The sequence below is a fragment of the Curtobacterium sp. 22159 genome (assembly GCF_052045775.1).
GTDB lineage: Bacteria > Actinomycetota > Actinomycetes > Actinomycetales > Microbacteriaceae > Curtobacterium.
The window spans coordinates 36045-53240 of the sequence record NZ_JBQEPN010000011.1 but is presented as its reverse complement, the minus strand read 5'-3'; the positions used below and the strand labels follow the sequence as shown (position 1 = coordinate 53240).

Below are 17196 nucleotides of genomic sequence, written 5' to 3'. Positions count from 1 at the left end.
GGAAGAAGGACCATGCCGATCACCAGCGACGCCCGTACCGCCCTGCGGCTCGCCGGCCGACTGTTGCAGTCGCGTCGGAGCCGCCGCGAGCTGGCGAGACGACTGCCGTCCGCCGCGGTGCCCGCACCGGGCACGATCGAGATCGCGGTGTACTTCGCCGACGGGCCCGTGAACATGTACCAGGTCCGGCAGTGGTACGCGCCGCTCGCCGAACTCGCGGCCACCCACCCGGTCGCGATCATCGCCCGCAACCCGGGCACGATGCTCACACTGCTCGACGAGTCCCCGGTGCCCGCGGTCTACGCACGGCAGGTCGTCGACCTCGAGCGGTTCGTCGACCAGCAGGCGCCGAAGATCGTCTTCTACGTCAACCAGAACGCCCGGAACTTCCAGATGATGCGGTACGGGCGCATGTGGCACGTCTTCGTCAACCACGGAGAGAGCGACAAGATGTACATGACGACGAACCAGTTCAAGGCGTACGACTACGCCCTGATCGCCGGTGACGCCGCTCGTGAACGGCTCACCGAGGCCCTGTGGGACTACGACATCGACCGGCGTGCGATCCCGATCGGCCGACCGCAGGCGGACCACTTCGCCGGCGCCACGCCGTACCCGGCGGACGACCGCACCGTGGTGCTCTACGCGCCGACGTGGGAGGGGGACCGCCCGGCCGCCGCGTACGGGTCGATCGCGAGCCATGGCACCGCGATCGCCGAGCAGGTGCTGGCGTCGCCCGCGCACCGGCTCGTCTACCGGCCGCATCCGCGCAGCGGTGTCCTCGACGCCGGGTACAAGGCCGCGCACGAGCGGATCGTCGCGGCCATCGCGAGCGCCAACGCCGCCGATCCCGGTGCGCACCACGTGTACGACGACGGCGCCGAACTCGGGTGGCAGCTCGCGGGGGCGGACGTGGCCATCACCGACATCAGCGCCATGATCTACGACCGCCTGGCCGTCGGCAAGCCGCTCATCGTCACGCGTCCGGTGTCGCCGCAGGCCGACGTGGACGAGCGTGGGTACCTCGGGGACGCGAACTGGTTGCGTGCGTCCGACACCGCCGACGTCATCGCGCGGATCGACGCCGCAGTGAACGACGCCGACGAGCTCGCGAAGCTGCAGCACTGGGTGCAGCGGTACTTCGGGGACACCACCCCCGGGGCGGCGACGGCTCGTCTGCACGAGGCGGTCGAGCGGCTGCTGGCGCGCTGGCGCGAGGTCGCGTCGGCTCGCGGCGAGCTCTGACACCCGCGCTCGGCCCGCGAGCCGGGGCTCACGCACCACGACCGGAGCCGGCCAGGGACATCCGCCACAGGTACTCCGACCGGTCCGGGCGTCGCCACCGGACGACCACCACGCCGGTGTCCTCCGGATCGGCGCCGAACACGGCGATCGACAGGGAACGGCCCGGTTCCAGCCGGCGCACGGCGAGCGGTGGGCAGTAGCCGTTGCCGAGGTGTGTGAGCGTGAGGCCGTCGACCGGCTCGGACCCGGTGTTCACCAGGTCGTATCGGCGCGGGGCGAGGGAACGGTCGATCGTGAACGGGACGGCGTAGGCCGGTGTCGGGTGGTGCATGCCGTCACCGTAGGGTGAGGGTCTGACGTCCGGGCCGTGGTTCCGCCGTCGGGTCCGCGAGCTGTGGAGAGCGCCCGGGGCAGGGCGAGCTGTGGAGGTCGAGCGGCCGGTCAGACCGCGGAGTCGGCGGCGTAGCGGGCCATGGCGTCCTCGATCGGCCCGTCGAACTGCAGGCGCCCCTTGTCGAGGTAGAGCCCGCGGTCGCAGAACCGACGGAGGTCCTTGTCGCTGTGCGAGACGAAGAACAGCGTGCGGCCCCCGGCGAGGAGTTCCTCGATGCGCTTGTAGCACTTCTCACGGAAGGCCTTGTCGCCGACCGCCAGGACCTCGTCCACCAGGATGACCGGCTCGTCGAGGCGCGAGATCACCGCGAACGCGATGCGGACCTTCATGCCGCTCGACAGGTGCTTGTAGGGCGTGTCCACGAAGTCGCCGATCTCGGCGAAGTCGATGATCTCGTCGAAGGCGTCACGGATCTCGGCCCGGGACATGCCGTGCAGCCCCGCGGTCAGGTACACGTTGTCCCGCACGGTGAGGTCGCCGACGAACCCGCCGGTGATCTCGATCAGCGGAGCGACCCCCGCGCCGACGTGCACGCGCCCCTCGTCGGGCAGCATCACCTGCGCGACGAGCTTGAGGAGCGTGGACTTGCCCTGGCCGTTCCGACCGACGACGCCGATCGCCTCGCCCGGACGGACGTCGAACGACACCCCGCGGAGCGCCCAGAACTCGTCCGCCCGCTTGCGGCGGTTGCTGCCGGCGAAGAGGTCCTTGAAGCTGCGGCTCGCCCGGCGGTTCCGCTTGAACCGGATGCCCGCGTCCCGCACGGAGATGACGGGCGCGACGGTCGCCGCGCGGCTGGTCTGCTCGGTGGCGGTCATCACAGCTCCTTCAGGACCCGGTGCTCGCTGCGGCGGAACACGACGAGGCCGATCGCGAGCACCACGACCGTGACGACGACCGACACCCCGACCTCGAACCAGTCGAGCTGCGACGGGAAGAACGCCGAACGGTAGATGCCGAAGATGCCGCTGAGCGGGTTGAGCGCCGCGATGTCGTGCAGCCTGTGGGGGAGGGCCTGCGTGCCGTAGATGATGGGCGACGCGTAGAACAGGAAGCGGAGCACGAGCTTCACCGCCCGTTCGAGGTCGCGGAAGAACACCACGAGCGGCGCCACGATCAGCCCGAGGCCGTAGACGAGCGCGCACTGCAGCACGATGGCGAGGGGGTACAGCACGAGCTGCCAGTGCACGTGGGCCCCGGTGGCGATCGCGAACACCGCGAGCACCGGCAGGCTCAGCAGGAACTCGATGCCCTTCGACGCGTTCACCCGGGCGACCCAGATGCTGCGCGGGATCGTGGTCGACCGGATGAGCTTGGTCTCCTTGATGAACGCCCGGGTCGAGTCGGACACCGCACCGGTGAACCACATCCACGGGAGCAGCGCCGAGAGCAGGAACACGATGTACGGCTTCTCGCCGACCGACCCGCGGTGGAACACCTGGGTGAAGACGAACCAGTAGATCGCCGACATCACCAGCGGGTCGAGGATCGACCAGAGGTACCCCAGCGCGGACGTCGAGTAGCGGACGCGGAGGTCACGGACGGTCAGCAGCCAGAGCGCATGACGGTAGCGCCGACCGGCGCTCCGGGACGCCAGTGGTGCGGCAGCCGCGGGCGCGGTCGGCGCACTCGCTGTGGTCACGGTTTCCCTTCGGGCGGAACCGCCGAGGGGGTCCTGACGGTGGTTCAGGCGAACAGGTTGTTCGCGCGCTCGAGGTCCTCGGCGAAGTCGATCTCGACCGCGTACAGGTCGGAGATGTCGATCGGGCTCCAGAGTAGCCCGTCCTCGGCGATGGCCGCCTCGATGCCGCCTTCGAAGTACTCCTGGTCGTCGACGCGGCCGAGCTGACGGATGAGCGCCTGCTTGTCCTTCGACGAGACGTAGTTGATGCCCACGGCTTCACCGAGGCCGCCGACGACCTGCTTCGACAGTTTGTGGATGAACCCCTCGGCGTCGACCGTGTACTTGACCTCTTCGTCGGAGACCTTGTCGGTGTTGACGCTGACGAAGGAGCGGTCCTCGTCGATCATGTCGGCGGCGCGGACGAGTGCGCGCGGGTCGAACACGACGTCGCCGTTCATCCAGAGGACGCCGCCCTTGCCGGTGGCCTTGAGGGCGCGGAGGAGGCTCTTCGAGGTGTTCGTGGAGTCGTAGGACTCGTTGTAGACGAAGTTCGCCTCGGGGAAGGCCTCGACGATGTACTCCGACTTGTAGCCGACGACGATCGTCACGCGTGCGCTCGAACCGAACGCGGCGCGGATGTTGTCGAACTGCTGCTGCATGATGGTGCGGCCGTCGCTCAGTTCGGTCAGCGGCTTCGGCAGGCTGCGCCCGAGACGGCTGCCCATCCCCGCTGCGAGGATCACGATCTGCGTGGTCATGCTGGTCCCTTCTGGTGTCCGCCCGCGCGCCCTGGGGCACGGGCGGGCCTCGTCGAGTCTGCTCCTGGGAGATGCGGATTGTCCGGGAACCGGCCGTCCCTGCGGTCATTCGCAGGGTGGGGACGGGCCAGGAGACGCCGGTCAGGGCAGGTTTCCAAGTGGTGAACACTTCGTCGTGCCCTGGTGAATGATACGGAACGTCCCTCCGACGGGGGACGGTTCCGGACGCTTCGTGTTCATTTCGTGACACTGGGTCCGGCCCGTCCGCCAGTGTCCGGAGAGCGTTGGTACGGTGGGGCCGTGGCCGCAGCAGGAGATGACGACGACGTGTACGCCACGTCCGACGCCGCCTGGCTGACCGAGTCGGCCGAGGTCGACGGCGAGACGGACACGGACGACGCGGACGACGACACCGGGGTGCAGGACGCCGCCGACGACGACATGGGGGACGGGGATGCGCACGACGCCTCCGCTGAGGAAGCGATGACCGACGACACGACGGTCGCCGACGCGACGGGCGTCGAGACGCCGGTCGCCGACACGACGGTCGCCGACACGACGGTCGCCGGTACGGCGACGGAACGGGCGACCGCGTCGGCGCAGGCGAGCGCCGCGACCACCACGGCACGCCGTCCGGGCAAGCCCCGTGGCGGCAAGGGCCGCGCCACCCGGCCGACGCAGACGGCGGGGACGACCGGCACCGTGCCTCCCGGCGAGCCGGCGCAGGACGCACCGGACGCCACCGACGCGGCAGCCGCTGCACCCGCGACCCAGGGCGCCGCCGCGCCCGCGACCGCGAAGACCGCCAAGAAGCGCCCGGCGACGACGAAGCGCCCGGCGACGGCCCCGAAGCAGCCGCAGCAGCCCGTCGTGCTGCGGGCCAGCGGCCTCGTGAAGCGGTACGGGCAGACGCTCGCAGCCGACGAGGTCGACCTCGAGATCCGCCAGGGGTCGATCTTCGGTGTCGTCGGCCCGAACGGCGCCGGCAAGACCACCACGCTCTCGATGGTCACCGGTCTCCTCCGTCCGGACGCGGGGTCCGTGACCGTGCTCGACCACGACGTGTGGACCGACCCCACCGCGGCCAAGCGGGACCTCGGTGTCCTGCCCGACCGGCTCCGGTTGTTCGACCGGCTCACCGGTGCGCAGCTGCTGTACTACTCGGCGACGCTCCGCGGCCTCGACGGTGCGACGGCCCGCCAGCGCAGCGCGGACCTCGCCGAGGCGTTCGGGCTCGGCGAGGCGCTCGGCCGACAGGTCGCCGACTACTCCGTCGGCATGGCGAAGAAGATCGCCCTCGCCGCGACGCTCATCCACTCGCCGCGCGTGCTCGTCCTCGACGAGCCGTTCGAGTCGGTCGACCCGGTGAGCGCGGCGACGATCACCGAGATCCTCCGTCGGTACACCCGCGGGGGCGGCACGGTGGTGCTCTCCAGCCACTCGATGGAACTCGTGCAGCGCACGTGCGACTCCGTCGCCATCATCGTCGGCGGCAAGGTGCTCGCGTCCGGCACGATGGCGCAGGTGCGGGGTCGCAAGAGCCTCGAGGACAAGTTCGTCGAACTCGCGGGCGGCCGCGTCGTGGCAGAGAGCATGGAATGGTTGCACAGCTTCTCCGACTGAGGGCGGACCTGCTCGCGGGGGCCGTCCGCGGGAGCGCCCGTCGGGCCGTCCTCGTCGTGCTCGGCAGCATCGCGGGGCTCGTCGCGGCGGTGTTCGTCGCGGTCGGCTTCGTGGGGCTCCGGGACGCGACGCCCGAGGTCGCCCGGTCGGTCGTCGTGCCCGTCGGCGCGCTCATCGCGTTCGCCTTCACCGTCGTCCCGCTCGTCGTGGGGCGGAGCGACCAGTTCGATCCCCGCCGGTTCACGGTGTTCGGCGCCGGCCGACGTGACCTGGCGGTGGGGCTCGGCGTCGCCGGCCTGATCGGAGTGCCGGTCGTCGCGGTCGCGATCGTCGCGGTCGCACAGTCGGTCACCTGGATGCGCGGTGCCGGAGCCGGCGTGCTCGGCGTCGTGGGCGGCCTCCTCGCCATCGCGACGTGTGCGCTGCTGGTGCGGGTGGGCTCGGCGGTGGGTTCGGCGGTGATCGGCCCGAACCGCTCCCGGGACGCCGGCTGGCTCGTCGCGCTCGTCATCGTCGTGCTCGCGATCCCGGCGGTGTCACTGTTGCTGCGCGTGGCGTGGCTCGACCCCGCGGGTGCCGAGATGCAGCGCGTCGCCGACGTCGCCGGGTGGACGCCGTGGGGTGCCGCCTGGGCGATCCCGGCCGACGTCGCGAGCGGCCGGGTCGGCGAGAGCATCGCCAAGGCGCTCGTCGCGCTCGTCGTCGTCGGGCTGCTGGTCTGGGCGTGGTGGGCGCTCGTCGGCCGGGCGCTCGAGACCGTGGACGGCCGCGCCCGGACCCGTCGCTACCGTGGGCTCGGCTGGTTCGACCGACTGGGGTCCACGCCGGTGGCCGCCGTCGCCGCGCGGGCGCTCACGTACTGGGGACGCGATCCCCGGTACCGCGCGTCGTACCTCATCATCGTGTTCGTGCCGGTCGTCGTGGTCCCGCTCGGCGTCGCCGGCGTCCCGTGGCACTGGACCGCCCTCGTGCCGCTGCCCCTGATGGCGCTCATCGCCGGGTTCCTGCCGCACAACGACGTGTCGTTCGACAACACGGCGGTGTGGCTGCACGTCGCGTCCGGGGCCCCCGGGTGGAGCGACCGGCTCGGGCGCCTCGTCCCCGTGCTCGTCGTCGGGATCCCGGCGCTGGTCCTCGGCTCGTGGGTCTCCGCCCGGCTGTACGGCGACCCGACGGCCTTCCCCGTGCTCGTCGGGGTGTGTGCGAGTGCCCTGCTGTCCGGCCTCGGGCTGTCGAGCGTCGTGTCCGTGCTGCTGCCGTACCCGACCGTGCGTCCGGGCGACCACCCGTTCCAGCAGCCGCAGGCCGCCGGGGCGATCGCATCGGTCGCGCAGTCGACGATGGTGGTCGGGATCATCGTGTGCTCCGTGCCGGCGGCGTGGCTGGCGGTGCTGGCGTTCGTCTCCGGGCCGACGCCGTGGGCCGTGCTGACGCTCGTGGTCGGGGCGCTCGTGGGCGTCGTCGTGCTCGCGGTCGGCGTGGCCGTGGGTGGTCGTCTCTTCGACCGGCACGGGCCGGACCTGCTCGCGGCCGCGCAGCGGAACTGACCCGCCTCCCGTCGTCGCGGCGTCAGCTGCACCGTCGTACCCTGGACGCATGAGCATGACGGAACCCGGCGGCGGCCTCGACGTGATGGACCGCGAGCTCGAGAAGCTCCTCGAAGAGGAAGCCATCGAGCCCGGCGACCACGAGCGGTTCTCGCACTACGTCAAGAAGGACAAGATCCTGCAGTCGGCCCTCACCGGCAAGCCCGTGAAGGCCCTGTGCGGGAAGAAGTGGATCCCGGGCCGCGACCCGGAGAAGTTCCCGGTGTGCCCGGACTGCAAGGCGATCTACGAGAAGATGCGGGACGAGTAGCCCCGACGCGGGCGGAGGGGCCCGGGCTCAGATCACCAGCGTCGGGATCGCGGGGTCGCCGCGGCCGATCCGGGCGGCGTCGGCGGGCAGTTCCGCCTTCGCGAGCTTGTGGTGCGCCCGCGCGGCCTCCACCCCCTGTGCTCCGAGGAACGCCGGGTCGACCTCGCCGTTCGTCACGACGGGCACGAGCAGCGGCCGTTCGTCGGGACCGACCTGACCGGAGGCCAGCACGACCTCGGCCGTGGCGATGCCGTTCCGGAGACGGCGACCAGCTTCCTTGCGGCCACCCGTCGACGCCTTGTCGGCGGACTTCTTCGCGACGGGCACCCAGTCGCCGCCGTCCGCCGGCCGGTGGGCGACGAGCTTGAACACCATGCCGGCCGCAGGGTGACCCGACCCCGACACGACCGAGGTCCCGACGCCGTAGGAGTCGACCGGCGCTGCCCGGAGCGCGGCGATCGTGTACTCGTCGAGGTCGTTCGTCACGGTGATCTTCGTGCCCGTCGCGCCGAGTCGGTCGAGCTGTGCCCGGACCGCGGCGACCACGGACGGCAGGTCACCGCTGTCGATGCGCACGGCACCGAGCTTCCCGTCGGTCAACCGCACGGCCGTGTCGACGGCGGCCTCGATGTCGTACGTGTCGACGAGCAGGGTCGTGCCGGTGCCGAGCGCGTCGAGCTGCGACCGGAAGGCGTCCTCCTCCGAGTCGTGCAGGAGCGTGAAGGCGTGTGCTGCGGTGCCCATCGTGGGGATGCCCCAGGTGCGGCCCGCCTCGAGGTTGCTCGTCGCCCCGAAGCCGGCGATGTAGGCGGCACGGGCGGCGGCGACGGCGTTCCACTCACCGGTGCGTCGGGAGCCCATCTCGGCCAGCGGCCGGCCGTCGGCGGCGGAGACCATGCGGGCCGCGGCGGACGCGATCGCGGAGTCGGCGTTGAAGATGCTCAGTGCGAGGGTCTCGAGCACGACCGCCTCGGCGAACGTGCCCTCGATCTGCAGGACGGGGGAGTTCGGGAAGAACACCTCGCCCTCCCGGTAGGCGCGCACGTCGCCGGAGAACCGGTAGTCCGCCAGCCACCCGGCGGTGCCGGCGTCGATGACGCCGCGGTCGCGGAGGAACCCGATCTCCTCGTCGCCGAAGCGGAAGTCGGCGAGCGCCGTGAGGAACCGCCCCAGGCCCGCCGCCACCCCGTAGCGGCGGCCGTCCGGCAACCGACGGGCGAAGACCTCGAAGACGCACCGTCGGTCCGCCGTCCCGTCCTTGAGGGCCGCGTCGACCATGGTGAGTTCGTACTGGTCCGTCAGGAGCGCGCTGGTCACCTCTCCGACACTACTGTCGCGCCCCTCGGGAGGCACGGACCGCGTCGGGACGTCGGCGTACGTCGGTACGCTGGTCACCGTGACGGATGCACCGATCGGAGTCTTCGACAGCGGCGTCGGCGGGCTCACGGTGGCGCGGGCGATCATCGACCAGCTGCCGCGCGAGAGCATCCGCTACGTCGGCGACACCCTGCACTCGCCGTACGGTCCGAAGCCGATCGCCGACGTCCGGCGCTACGCGCTCGAGGTGATGGACGACCTCGTCGAGCAGGGCGTCAAGGCGCTCGTGATCGCGTGCAACACGGCGTCGTCCGCGGTGCTCCGGGACGCCCGGGAACGCTACGAGCAGGCGTACGGCATCCCCGTGGTCGAGGTGATCCAGCCCGCGGCGCGCGCCGCCGTCAAGCAGACCCGCACCGGGCGGATCGGTGTGATCGGCACCGTCGGCACGATCGCGTCCCGCGCCTACGAGGACGCCTTCGCGGTGGCGTCCGACGTCTCCCTCACGCTCGCCGCCTGCCCCCGTTTCGTCGAGTTCGTCGAGGCGGGTGACACCTCCTCCCCGGCGCTGCGCGAGGTGGCGGCCGGGTACCTCGGGCCCGTGCGCGACGCCGACGTCGACACCCTGGTGCTCGGCTGCACCCACTACCCGCTCATGTCCGCGGCGATCCAGTACGTCATGGGGCCGGACGTGACGCTCGTCTCCAGCGCAGAGGAGACCGCGAACGACGTGTACCGGCGGCTCGTCGAGCACGGGCTCGAACGGACCGCCCCGGAACCGCCGACGTACTCGTTCGAGGCGACCGGCGACGACAAGAACGGTTTCATCCGACTCGCCCGACGCTTCCTCGGCCCCGAGGTCTCCAGCGTCGGGCACCTCCAGACCGGGGCCATCACGCTGCCCCGCACCGAAAGGACCCCATGAGCGACACGCTCCGCATCGACGGTCGTACCGCGACCGACCACCGTCCCGTCACCATCGAACGGGGGTGGAGCACGCAGGCCGAGGGCAGCGCGCTCATCTCCTTCGGGAACACGAGGGTGCTCTGCACCGCCTCCTTCACCAACGGCGTCCCGCGCTGGCTGACCGGCAAGGGCACGGGGTGGGTCACCGCCGAGTACTCGATGCTGCCCCGGTCGACGAACGAGCGGATGCAGCGTGAGTCGATCAAGGGCAGGGTCGGCGGCCGCACGCACGAGATCTCGCGGCTCATCGGACGTTCGCTCCGCGCCGTCGTGGACACCAAGGCCCTCGGCGAGAACACGCTCGTCATCGACTGCGACGTGCTGCAGGCCGACGGCGGCACCCGCACGGCGTCGATCACCGGCGCGTACGTCGCGATGGCGGACGCGATCGAGTGGGGCCGCGACAAGGGCTTCATCGCGAAGAAGGCCGCGCCGCTGACCGACAGCGTGCAGGCCATCTCGGTGGGCATCGTGGGGGGTGAGCCGATGCTCGACCTCGCCTACACCGAGGACTCCGCCGCCGACACCGACATGAACATCGTCACGACCGGCTCCGGCAAGTTCATCGAGGTCCAGGGCACGGCGGAGCACGCGCCGTTCGACCGCGACGAGCTGAACGTCCTGCTCGACCTCGGCCTCGCCGGCAACCGGTCGCTCGCCGCGATCCAGCGCGAGGTGCTGGGGCTGTCCTCGTGACGGGCACGGTCGTCCTCGCGACGCACAACCAGGGCAAGGTCGTCGAGCTCCGCGAGATCCTCGGCGAGGCCCTCGGCGGTGTCGAACTGGTCGCCTACGACGGTCCGGAACCGGTCGAGGACGGCGACACCTACGCCGCGAACGCGCTCATCAAGGCCCGTGCGGCGGTCGCGCACACGGGGCTGCCGGCGCTGGCGGACGACTCCGGGATCGCGGTGGACGCGCTCGGCGGCGCCCCCGGCATCCACTCGGCGCGGTACGCCGGCACCCGGGTCGACGCGGACAACATCGCCCTGCTGCTGCAGAACCTCGAGGGCGTCGTCGAGCGGACCGCGGCCTTCGTCTGCGCGGCCGCGTTCGTCACACCGGACGGCACCGAGCACGTGTTCGAGGCGGTGTGGAACGGCGAGGTCACGACGGAGCCGATCGGGACCGGCGGACACGGGTACGACCCCGTCTTCCGACCGGACGACGCCGACCGCACCTCGGCGGAGCTGACGCGCGAGGAGAAGAACGCGCTGAGCCACCGCTCGAAGGCCTTCCGCGGGATCGCCCCGATCGTGCGGGAGGCCTTCGGCGTCTGAGCCGCTGCCCGCCGTGCGGGCGGAGGACAGCCCCCTACAGCTGGCCGGCGCCGGCCTCGCCGCGCTCCGGCGCGCCGGCGTCGCCGGGCTGGTGCCTCGCCTCCTCACGCTCGGCGGCGTGCTTCGCCTTGCGGGCGGTGCGCCAGTAGTGCAGCCCGGCGGGCACGACGGTCACGAGCACCGCGAGGATGAGGATCACGTCGATGTAGTTGCGGACGATGTACGCGATCGGCGGGATGTAGCCGAGCACGAACCCGAGGAACGTGACGCCGACGCCCCAGATGACGGCACCGATCGCGTTGTACAGCGAGTACTTCCGGTAGTTCATGCGTCCGACGCCGGCCGCGATCGGCAGGAACGTGCGCACGACCGGCACGAACCGGGCGAGGATGACCGCGAGCGGACCGAAGCGGTGGAAGAACGCGTTCGTGCGGTCGACGTTCTCCTTCGAGAACAGCCCGCTCTCGCGGCGTTCGAAGATGGGCGGACCGGCCTTCTTGCCGATGTAGTAGCCGAGCTCACCGCCGAGGAACGCCGCGGCGCCGATCATCAGCGCGGCGACCCACACCGGGATGCCGCCGATCTGTCCACCGCGGTCGAAGGCGAAGAGGCCGGTGATCACGAGGAGGCTGTCGCCGGGGAAGATGAACCCGATGAGCAGGCCGGTCTCGGCGAACACGATGGCGCAGACCACGAGCACGGCGATCGCCCCGAAGTGGTCGAGGATGTACTGCGGATCCAGCCAGGGGATGAGGGCGAGTGCGACGGAGTGCATGGTTCTTCCGGTCGTGGAGGCGAGAGGCACGGGCAGGACTCCCGCGGAACGAGGGTACCGCCCACGGGTTGCGAGCCCATCCCTCGGTGGTATGACCTGTCCGGCGGTGCGGGAGCGCTGTGTTCGGTGCGGAAGGAGGGACTCGAACCCTCACGCCTGGGGCACAGGAACCTAAATCCTGCGTGTCTACCGATTCCACCACTCCCGCGAGCAGCGGCAGTCTACCGACCGGCGCCGGCGTGACGGGCGTGGTCCGCGCCTCCCGTCAGCGCAACGCGCGGGGGAGGTACCGCGGCACGTACCGGAGCAGGATGCCCGCGCCGACCAGGCCGAGCACGCCCATGACCCCGCTCGCCAGCGCGAGCGACGCGACCGCGGTGACCCCGGAGATGACCAGCGGCGCCGCCGCGGACCCGAAGTCGCCCGTGAAGCGCCACGCGCCGAGGAACGGCGCCGGGTGGTCCCGCGGCGCGAGGTCCGCGCCGAGCGTCATGAGGATGCCCGACCCGACCCCGTTGGCGAGGGACATGCCGATCGCGATGGCGACGAACCAGCCGACCCGTGCGTCGAGGTGCCCGGACCAGGCGAGGAGGAAGTAGCTCACGCTCAGCCCGAGCATGCACGGCAGGGCGCTCGCCAGCCGACCCCACCGGTCCATGATCTGCCCGCTCGTGTAGAAGAGTGCGAAGTCGACCGCTCCGGCGATGCCGATGACGAGGGCGGCGGTGGCGTCGTCGAGGCCGACGCTCACGGCCCAGAGTGGCAGGATCACCTGTCGCCCGGCCCGCAGCGCGCCGATCAGCCCGGCGCCGCTGCCGAGCCGGAGCAGGACGGCGCGGTTCGCGCGGATCGTGCGGAAGAGCCCGTGTGCCTCCTCCTGCACGAACTGGGCGCCGGTGTCGGTGGGTGGTTCGCGCAGCTCCTCCGCGGTGTCGACGGACGGCCGGGAGGCGCGGCTCGGCAACCGCAGACCGCGCGCGCCCGTCGCCGGGTCGCGCAGGACGAGGAGGACCACGGCGGCGGCGAGGCAGCACGTCACGTGGATCCAGAACGCGCTCTGCGTGGTGCCGGTGAGGTGCACGACGGCCGCGGACACGAACGGCCCGACGAAGTACCCGAAGCGGAACACCCCGCCGAGGCTCGAGAGCGCGCGTGCCCGGACGTGCACGGGGATGGCCGTCGTCATGTAGGCGTGCCGGGCGAGCGCGAACACGGCGGTGGAGACCCCGACGAGGAACACCCCGACCGCGAGGACCCACGCGTCCGGCGCGACCGTGCAGACCAGGAGGCCGACGATGGAGACCATCGCCGCGCCGATCATCGCGTTCCGTTCGCCGATGCGGGCGACGACCACGCCGGAGGGCACGTCGCCGATGAGCTCGCCGACGAGGATCAGCGACGCCACGAAGCCGGCGAAGGCGAGGCCCGCGCCGAGCGAACTCGCCGCGATCGGGATGATCGGGATGATCGCGCCCTCGCCGATCGCGAAGAGCGCCGCCGGCAGGAAGCCGGACAGCACGACCGCCCGGAAGTCGAAGGCAGGGGTCTCGGAGGTCATCGCTCGTGCAACGCTACGCCGGACGCTTACCCTGGATGCATGCGAGTACTTGCAGCGATGAGCGGCGGCGTCGACTCGGCGGTGGCCGCGGCACGGGCCGTCGACGCCGGGCACGACGTCGTCGGCGTGCACCTCGCGCTCAGCAGGATGCCCGGGACGCTCCGGACCGGCAGCCGCGGTTGCTGCACGATCGAGGACTCGATGGACGCCCAGCGCGCCGCGTCCGCGCTCGGGATCCCGTACTACGTGTGGGACTTCTCGGCGCGGTTCAAGGAGGACGTCGTCGACGACTTCGTGGCCGAGTACCAGGCAGGGCGCACGCCGAACCCCTGCATGCGCTGCAACGAGCGCATCAAGTTCGCTGCCCTGCTCGAGAAGGCCCTGGCCCTGGGCTTCGACGCGGTGTGCACCGGCCACTACGCGTCGATCGTCACCGGGCCGGACGGCGCGCGGGAGCTGCACCGTTCCGCCGCGTGGGCGAAGGACCAGTCGTACGTGCTCGGCGTGCTGACGGCCGAGCAGCTCCAGCACGCGATGTTCCCGCTCGGTGCCACGCCGTCGAAGGACGAGGTCCGGGCGGAGGCCGCGGCGCGTGGACTCACCGTCGCGCAGAAGCCGGACTCCTACGACATCTGCTTCATCCCGGACGGCGACACCCGCGGCTGGTTGGCCGACCGGGTGGGCGCCGCGCCGGGGGACGTCGTCGAGCGGGACGGCACGGTCGTCGGTGCGCACGAGGGTGCGACCGGCTACACGGTCGGGCAGCGCCGCGGCCTCCACCTCGGTCGACCGGCACCCGACGGCAAGCCGCGGTTCGTGCTCGAGATCCGCCCGAAGGAGAACACCGTCGTCGTCGGCCCGAAGGAGGCCCTCGACGTGACGTCGATGTCGGGATCCCGGTTCACCTGGGCCGGTACCGCACCGGCCGACCCCGCCGTGCCGTTCGCCTGCGACGTCCAGATCCGCGCGCACGCGGACCCGGTGCCGGCGACGGCGCGGGTGGCCGACGGGGCGCTCGTGATCGACGTCGACGAGCCGCTGTCCGGTGTCGCCCCGGGGCAGACCGCCGTGGTGTACGTGGGTACCCGCGTGCTCGGACAGTGCACGATCGACGCCACGATCTCGGCGGTTCCCGTCAGCGCCTGACCGCGGCGCTCCCGGCGTACGTCGCTGCTGCGCCGCGCGTCGGTGGCAGGCGGTAGAACTGTGGGTATGAGCGAGACCGACGCCACGTTCGAGACCATCGACCCCGACGAGCTCGACGCGGCGCAGGCCCAGCGCGAGGTGGACCGCCTCCGCGCGCGCATCAACGAACTCCGGGCCGCCTACTACTTCGGCGAGAACGGCTCGACGGTGACGGACGCCGACTACGACGTGATGGCCCGCCGTCTCGACGCCATCGAGCACCGCTTCCCCGAGCTGGTGACCGAGGACAGCCCGACCCAGACCGTCGGCGCGCAGCTCCAGACGATCCAGTTCGCGCCGGTCGAGCACGCCGAGCGCATGCTGAGCCTCGACAACGTCTTCAGCCCGGAAGAACTCACCGACTGGGCGGTGAAGGTGCAGCGCGACGCCGGCGCGGAGCGGGTCCGGTTCCTGACCGAGCTGAAGATCGACGGTCTCGCGATCAACCTGCGGTACGAGAACGGCCGGCTGGTCTCGGCGGCCACGCGCGGCGACGGCGTCGTCGGTGAGGACGTCACGGGCAACGTCCGCACGATGGGCACCATCCCGGACCGTCTGTCCGGCACGGGGCACCCGCCCCTCGTCGAGGTCCGCGGCGAGATCTTCTTCCCGGTCGAGCAGTTCGACGAGCTGAACGCCCGGCAACGTGCAGCGGGCGAGCGCGTCTTCGCGAACCCGCGGAACGCCGCTGCCGGGTCCCTCCGACAGAAGGAGGACGGCAAGTCCGAGGCCAAACGTGCACTCATGGTGGACCGGCTCCGCCGGCTGCGCATGCTCGTGCACGGCATCGGCGCGTGGCCGGTCCGTGAACTCGAGCGGGACACCGACGTCCGCGCGCAGTCCGAGGTCTACGAGCTGCTGCAGTCGTGGGGACTGCCGACGAGCAGCCACTACCGGGTCTTCGACACCATCGACGAGGTCTCGGCCTTCGTGCAGGACTACGGCGACCGCCGCGCGTCCGTCGAACACCAGATCGACGGCATCGTGGTCAAGGTCGACGACCTCGCCCTGCACGAGGAACTCGGCTCCACGTCGCGGGCGCCCCGCTGGGCGATCGCGTACAAGTACCCGCCGGAAGAGGTGCACACGAAGCTCCTCGACATCGTCGTGAGCGTCGGGCGCACCGGTCGGGCCACGCCGTTTGCGGTGATGGCCCCCGCCGAGGTCGCGGGGTCGGTCGTCCGCCAGGCGACGCTGCACAACCAGCAGGTCGTCAAGGCGAAGGGCGTGCTGATCGGGGATACGGTCGTGCTCCGGAAGGCCGGCGACGTCATCCCCGAGGTACTCGGACCGGTGGTGGAACTCCGCGACGGCAGCGAGCGGGAGTTCGTCATGCCGACGAACTGCCCCGAGTGCGGGACGCCCCTCGCGCCCGCGAAGGAAGGCGACATCGACCTCCGCTGCCCGAACGCGAAGAGCTGCCCCGCACAGGTCCGCGGCCGTGTGGAGCACATCGCGTCCCGCGGGTCGCTCGACATCGAGGGCCTGGGCGAGGTGGCGGCAGCGGCACTCACGCAGCCGTCCTCCCCGGAACGTCCGCCGCTCGAGACGGAGGCGGGGCTGTTCGACCTGACGATGGAGGACATCGTCCCGATCGAGGTGGTCGTGCGCGACGCCGAGACCGGCATGGAGAAGACCGACGACGGCGGCGCCCCGAAGCGCGTCACGCCCTTCAGCCGCGCGCGCAAGAAGACCGACCCGCCGTTCGACCCGGACGCACGCGGTGCGGACTACACCGGCGAGCCGAGCCGGTACCCCTCGAAGAACGCGTTCGAGATGCTCGCGAACATCGACGCCGCCAAGACGAAGCCGCTCTGGCGCATCATGGTCGGCCTGAGCATCCGGCACGTCGGGCCCGTCGCGGCCAGGGCGCTCGCCGGTCACTTCGGTTCCCTCGACGCCATCCGCGCGGCCTCGCGTGAGGAACTCGCGGCCGTGGACGGTGTGGGCGGGATCATCGCCGACGCCCTGCTCGACTGGTTCGAGGTCGACTGGCACCGCGAGATCATCGATCGCTGGACCGCCGCCGGCGTGCAGTTCTCGACGCCGGACCACCCGGGGCCGGGCGCGGCGAGTGCCGAGGGCGGGGTCCTCAGCGGTCTCACGGTCGTCGCCACCGGCTCGCTGGAGGGGTACAGCAGAGAGGGCGCACAAGAGGCGATCATCGCCGCGGGGGGCAAGGCCGCGTCGAGCGTGAGCAAGAAGACGGACTTCGTCGCGGCCGGTCCGGGTGCCGGATCGAAGTTGACGAAGGCCGAGCAGCTCGGCGTCCGCATCATCGACGCCGAGCAGTTCCGGGTGCTCGTGACCGAGGGTCCCGCCGCCCTCGGGGACGCTCCGGCCGACGCCGCAGAGGACGAGCCGCAGGGCTGATCCGGGGCAGCAGCACGTCGAACCACTGTCCGCAGCACGCGACGCGCCCTGTTCCCCACCCAGTTCAGGGGACAAGTTGCATCCCGCACCCCCGGAAGAGGCCGATTTCCTTACACTCGATAGAGCATCACCCGTCGTCTGCAGGGGGACGACGGGACGGCCTTCCCGGGGGAGACCCGATTGCTGCTCCTCGCCGCGGCTCTGCTCACCGCCTCGATGCACTCGCTCGGAGTGGTCGAGG

The 17196-nt window shown here is 71.4% G+C and carries 16 protein-coding genes and 1 tRNA gene; 9 read left to right on the top strand and 8 right to left on the bottom strand.

The features are described from left to right. Positions 1-12: 12 nt before the first annotated feature. Positions 13-1245 carry a CDP-glycerol glycerophosphotransferase family protein gene (locus tag ACTJKO_RS13295; protein ID WP_440689459.1) on the top strand — a complete coding sequence of 411 codons (1233 nt, stop codon included), beginning with the start codon at positions 13-15 and terminating at the stop codon, positions 1243-1245. A 28-nt stretch (positions 1246-1273) separates the two neighbouring features. Here ACTJKO_RS13295 and ACTJKO_RS13290 read toward each other — a convergent pair whose 3' ends face one another. The 4 genes from ACTJKO_RS13290 to ACTJKO_RS13275 all read right to left on the bottom strand — a co-directional run bounded on the left by ACTJKO_RS13290 (position 1274) and on the right by ACTJKO_RS13275 (position 4021). Beyond that, positions 1274-1576 (bottom strand): hypothetical protein, encoded by a 303-nt coding sequence (locus tag ACTJKO_RS13290; protein WP_440689457.1) that lies wholly within the window; start codon positions 1574-1576, stop codon positions 1274-1276. Between the two features lie 110 nt (positions 1577-1686). Beyond that, complete coding sequence (locus ACTJKO_RS13285; protein WP_440689455.1) at positions 1687-2457, bottom strand: ABC transporter ATP-binding protein; 771 nt, start codon at positions 2455-2457, stop codon at positions 1687-1689. Continuing rightward, complete coding sequence (locus ACTJKO_RS13280; protein ID WP_440689453.1) at positions 2457-3281, bottom strand: ABC transporter permease; 825 nt, start codon at positions 3279-3281, stop codon at positions 2457-2459. Before ACTJKO_RS13280 ends, ACTJKO_RS13285 begins: the two co-directional genes overlap by 1 nt. Positions 3282-3325: 44 nt before the next feature. Further along, positions 3326-4021 (bottom strand): NTP transferase domain-containing protein, encoded by a 696-nt coding sequence (locus ACTJKO_RS13275; protein ID WP_070416669.1) that lies wholly within the window; start codon positions 4019-4021, stop codon positions 3326-3328. Between the two features lie 300 nt (positions 4022-4321). Between ACTJKO_RS13275 and ACTJKO_RS13270 the strand changes: the two genes are divergently transcribed. Genes ACTJKO_RS13270 through ACTJKO_RS13260 form a run of 3 tightly spaced genes read left to right on the top strand, consistent with a single transcriptional unit; the run spans position 4322 to position 7501 of the window. Then, positions 4322-5644 carry an ABC transporter ATP-binding protein gene (locus ACTJKO_RS13270; RefSeq protein ID WP_440689451.1) on the top strand — a complete coding sequence of 441 codons (1323 nt, stop codon included), beginning with the start codon at positions 4322-4324 and terminating at the stop codon, positions 5642-5644. Next, on the top strand, positions 5620-7191 hold the full coding sequence (locus ACTJKO_RS13265; RefSeq protein WP_440689449.1) for an ABC transporter permease: 1572 nt from the start codon (positions 5620-5622) through the stop codon (positions 7189-7191). Before ACTJKO_RS13270 ends, ACTJKO_RS13265 begins: the two co-directional genes overlap by 25 nt. Before the next feature lie 49 nt (positions 7192-7240). Continuing rightward, positions 7241-7501 (top strand): DUF3039 domain-containing protein, encoded by a 261-nt coding sequence (locus tag ACTJKO_RS13260; RefSeq protein WP_440689447.1) that lies wholly within the window; start codon positions 7241-7243, stop codon positions 7499-7501. A 27-nt stretch (positions 7502-7528) separates the two neighbouring features. On the opposite strand, the gene ACTJKO_RS13255 is transcribed toward ACTJKO_RS13260, so the two are convergent. After that, positions 7529-8818 carry a nicotinate phosphoribosyltransferase gene (locus ACTJKO_RS13255; RefSeq protein WP_440689445.1) on the bottom strand — a complete coding sequence of 430 codons (1290 nt, stop codon included), beginning with the start codon at positions 8816-8818 and terminating at the stop codon, positions 7529-7531. Positions 8819-8897: 79 nt separating this feature from the next. Here ACTJKO_RS13255 and murI point away from each other — a divergent pair, with 79 nt between their 5' ends. From murI to rdgB, 3 genes are read left to right on the top strand one after another with little or no spacing between them, the layout of a single operon-like run. Then, complete coding sequence (murI, locus tag ACTJKO_RS13250) at positions 8898-9743, top strand: glutamate racemase (RefSeq protein WP_440689443.1); 846 nt, start codon at positions 8898-8900, stop codon at positions 9741-9743. Then, positions 9740-10480 (top strand): ribonuclease PH, encoded by a 741-nt coding sequence (gene rph, locus ACTJKO_RS13245; RefSeq protein WP_440689441.1) that lies wholly within the window; start codon positions 9740-9742, stop codon positions 10478-10480. Before murI ends, rph begins: the two co-directional genes overlap by 4 nt. Next, positions 10477-11064 (top strand): RdgB/HAM1 family non-canonical purine NTP pyrophosphatase, encoded by a 588-nt coding sequence (gene rdgB / locus ACTJKO_RS13240; RefSeq protein ID WP_440689439.1) that lies wholly within the window; start codon positions 10477-10479, stop codon positions 11062-11064. The genes rph and rdgB overlap by 4 nt, the downstream gene beginning before the upstream one ends. A gap of 34 nt (positions 11065-11098) precedes the next feature. On the opposite strand, the gene ACTJKO_RS13235 is transcribed toward rdgB, so the two are convergent. The 3 genes from ACTJKO_RS13235 to ACTJKO_RS13225 form a co-directional block, all read right to left on the bottom strand. Next, complete coding sequence (locus tag ACTJKO_RS13235; protein ID WP_440689437.1) at positions 11099-11839, bottom strand: DedA family protein; 741 nt, start codon at positions 11837-11839, stop codon at positions 11099-11101. A gap of 127 nt (positions 11840-11966) precedes the next feature. Continuing rightward, positions 11967-12047 (bottom strand) — tRNA-Leu (locus ACTJKO_RS13230). A gap of 57 nt (positions 12048-12104) precedes the next feature. After that, complete coding sequence (locus tag ACTJKO_RS13225; RefSeq protein WP_440689435.1) at positions 12105-13397, bottom strand: MFS transporter; 1293 nt, start codon at positions 13395-13397, stop codon at positions 12105-12107. 39 nt (positions 13398-13436) lie between these two features. On the opposite strand from ACTJKO_RS13225, the gene mnmA reads away from it, so the two are divergent. Then, positions 13437-14543, top strand: coding sequence for a tRNA 2-thiouridine(34) synthase MnmA (gene mnmA / locus ACTJKO_RS13220; protein ID WP_440689433.1), 1107 nt, complete (start codon positions 13437-13439; stop codon positions 14541-14543). 66 nt (positions 14544-14609) lie between these two features. Then, positions 14610-16955, top strand: coding sequence for an NAD-dependent DNA ligase LigA (gene ligA, locus ACTJKO_RS13215; protein WP_440689431.1), 2346 nt, complete (start codon positions 14610-14612; stop codon positions 16953-16955). The last annotated feature ends 241 nt before the right edge of the window (positions 16956-17196 follow it).